Consider the following 2,794-nt stretch of genomic DNA (forward strand, 5'->3'; position numbering starts at 1 on the left):
CGCCACCGCAGTCCACCCCTCTGATCCGCCCGATCTCCAGGCCAGGACAGCAGACAGGCACGGGCACAATCAGCCGAAAGGCGACAACACCACTCGCGCCAGTGAAGATCACCAACAGCATCCAGAACTTGAGCCAGAGCCAGAGCCCGGGTTTCGACAGCGGTAACGCGACCGGGTGCGTCGTCGCAGGGTGAGACGGCCCTTGTCGTCGGGGACCGGGGCACGGTGGCGTTCGTCCCCATCGGGTTCATGCGGCCGCGTCGGCGAGGGCTTGGAGCAGACGCTGAGGGTCTTCGGCGAGTCGGTTGCAGACGTAGAGCCACCACTCCGTGCCGAAGACGACGTACTCGCGGGTGGGGTGGCCGCGCTCGGCCATGGCGTCGAGACGGTCGGGCCCGAGGCCGAGGAGGGTTTCGAACTCCCAGGCGGCGCAGTCCTGGTTCTTCCCCCCGACGTAGCGGTCGATGCGGCCGATCAGATCCCAGTCGTGGGTGGCGAAGGAGCACAGGTGGCCCGAGTCGGCCAGCTGCTCCGCGTACGTCAGGTACGCGGCGGTCAGAGTCGGGGCGTCCCGCCGGTGGGCGATGCTCTCGGGTTCGAGGAAGGCGCCCTTGACCAGGCGGATGCGACCGGGACGGGTGAGCAGGTCCGGTAGATCGTCCGCGGTACGGTGCAAGCGCGCCTGGACGGTGATGCCGACGTGGTCGAACCGCTCGCACAACGTACGGTGCAGGGCCAGCACCGCATCGGTGCGGTCGGAGCCTTCGGCCGAGATCATCATCTCCCGCCCGGTGGCGGCAGTGCCCTGAGCGATGCGGGAGGCGTTGGCCAGGGCGAGCTCCGCGTCGACGGCGAGGCCGATGTGGGACAGGTCGAGGGAGATCGAGCACTCGGGCGGCAGGAGCCGGGCCGCGGCGAGGAACGTGTCGGTCTCTTCGACGGCCCGCTGCGGGTCGCGGCAGCTCTCGCCCATGTATTCGACGTTCACGCGGTGGCCGGCGGCCAGGATCTGCTGCGCGCGGTCCAGGGCCTCGGGGAGGGTTTCGCCGGCCACGTACCGCCGGGCGACCTTGCGGGCCAGGGGGCCCAGAACGGGATCGCCGGGGATGCGCCACTTCAGCTCCTCGTCGAGCGCCAGTGTGCGCAGGACCTGGGCCGTCTGTGAGGAGAGGACGGCGTCGGCGGTCTGCGTGTGCGTGGTCATCTGGGTGCCTAGCTGTTCGTGCGGTCGGGAAGCGTCTGCGAGCCTTCCAGGAGGTGGCATCGGCTGGGAGTGGCAGAAACGACGGATAGGCTGAAGTTCCTGCCATCGTCGTGAGAGGAGATCGGGAGCCGGTGCTTCGCGATGTCGCCGTCCTGGCCCTCCCGGGCGCCCACGCCTTCGAGCTGGGTGTGTTCTGCGAAGTCTTCGGTATCGACCGCAGCGACGATGCGCTGCCCGTCTATGACTTCGCCCTTGTCTCAGGAACCGGCGGCAGCGTGCCGATGCGGCACGGCTTCGAAGTGCGGACCCGGCACGGCCTGGAGCGGCTGGCCTCGGCGGACCTCGTCTGCATCCCGGCCTACGATCTGCAGGTGCGGCAGCCGGACCATCTGGCCGAGGAACTACGGGCCGCCGTCGAGCGTGGCGCCCGCGTCCTGAGCATCTGCACCGGGGCTTTCCTGCTCGGCGAGGCCGACCTGCTGGACGGGCGGCGCTGCACCACCCACTGGCGGTACACCGACGAACTCGCCCGCCGCCACCCGCGCGCCCGGGTCGAGTCGGATGTGCTCTACATCGACGAGGACCCGGTCATCACCGGCGCCGGCACCGCCGCCGGCGTCGACACCTGCCTCCACCTGATCCGCAAGGAACACGGCAGCGCCGTCGCCAACGCGATCGCCCGCCGCATGGTCGCGCCCCCGCACCGCGACGGCGGCCAGCGCCAGTACCGCGAACGCCCCCTCCCTCGGCACGGGACCGGTTCCCTCGCCCCCGTCCTGGCCTGGATCGAAGCCAACCTCGACCAGGACCTGACCGTCGACGCAATGGCCCGCCACGCCCATCTCTCCCCGCGGACCTTCGCCCGACGCTTCCGGCAGGAGACCGGGACCACCCCCTTGCAATGGCTCACCGGGCAGCGCGTCCTGCTCGCTCAGCATCACCTGGAGACGACGGACGAACCAGTTGCCGCGATCGCCCACCGCACGGGTTTCGGCAGCATCGACACCCTCCGCCACCACTTCGCCCGGCGCCTCGGCACAACGCCGCAGGCCTACCGGCGTACCTTCGGAGCCCCGCCCACCAGCGGATGACCCGACCGGGCCAACAGCTCCGCAGGGCCACGCGATGCTGTCGGTTCCCGGGCTCCGGCGAGCCGTTCGGCTTCGGCGAGGGCGAGCTCGATGGCGGCGATGGCGTCGTGCTGGTTCGCGGTCGGGGCCACGTGCCAGCCCAGCTCGCACTTCGACCAGTAGTCCCGGCAGCCCGCGAGCCGCCAGGTGCCGCCGCCGGTCGTCTCGAACTCGGAGAAGTCCAGCTGCCAGACCTGGTTCGGGCCGGTCGGCTCGGTCGCGAACACGGCTTTGCGACGGGCGGCGAGCTGTCGGCGCTCGCGCTGGTGAGTTTTGGGGCCGAGTCCTCGATGCTGCTGTCGGGGAGCTCGGGTAGGGTGCCGTTCCGTACGCGAGAAGGGGGGGCCCCCCCCCACCAAGTACGGCGCCGCCGCCCACCGTGACCCGCACCCCCCCCCCACGGGGGTGGGCTTCACTAATAACAAAACAACAAACCCCACCAACACAAAGAAAAAGAATA

The 2,794-nt window shown here is 70.2% G+C and carries 3 protein-coding genes; 1 reads left to right on the plus strand and 2 read right to left on the minus strand.

The window, feature by feature from the left end; genetic code table 11:
* Positions 1-247: 247 nt before the first annotated feature.
* Positions 248-1,204 carry a proline dehydrogenase family protein gene (locus ACFWIC_RS40470; protein ID WP_380522143.1) on the minus strand — a complete coding sequence of 319 codons (957 nt, stop codon included), beginning with the start codon at positions 1,202-1,204 and terminating at the stop codon, positions 248-250.
* A 131-nt stretch (positions 1,205-1,335) separates the two neighbouring features.
* On the opposite strand from ACFWIC_RS40470, the gene ACFWIC_RS40475 reads away from it, so the two are divergent.
* Positions 1,336-2,295: a GlxA family transcriptional regulator gene (locus ACFWIC_RS40475; RefSeq protein ID WP_380361406.1), complete on the plus strand. Its 960-nt coding sequence runs from the start codon at positions 1,336-1,338 to the stop codon at positions 2,293-2,295.
* On the opposite strand, the gene ACFWIC_RS40480 is transcribed toward ACFWIC_RS40475, so the two are convergent.
* Positions 2,256-2,561 carry a hypothetical protein gene (locus ACFWIC_RS40480; RefSeq protein WP_380522145.1) on the minus strand — a complete coding sequence of 102 codons (306 nt, stop codon included), beginning with the start codon at positions 2,559-2,561 and terminating at the stop codon, positions 2,256-2,258. The two genes, ACFWIC_RS40475 and ACFWIC_RS40480, sit on opposite strands and share 40 nt — an antisense overlap.
* Between the last annotated feature and the right edge of the window lie 233 nt (positions 2,562-2,794).

This window comes from Kitasatospora sp. NPDC127035, from assembly GCF_042726075.1.
Lineage (GTDB): Bacteria > Actinomycetota > Actinomycetes > Streptomycetales > Streptomycetaceae > Kitasatospora.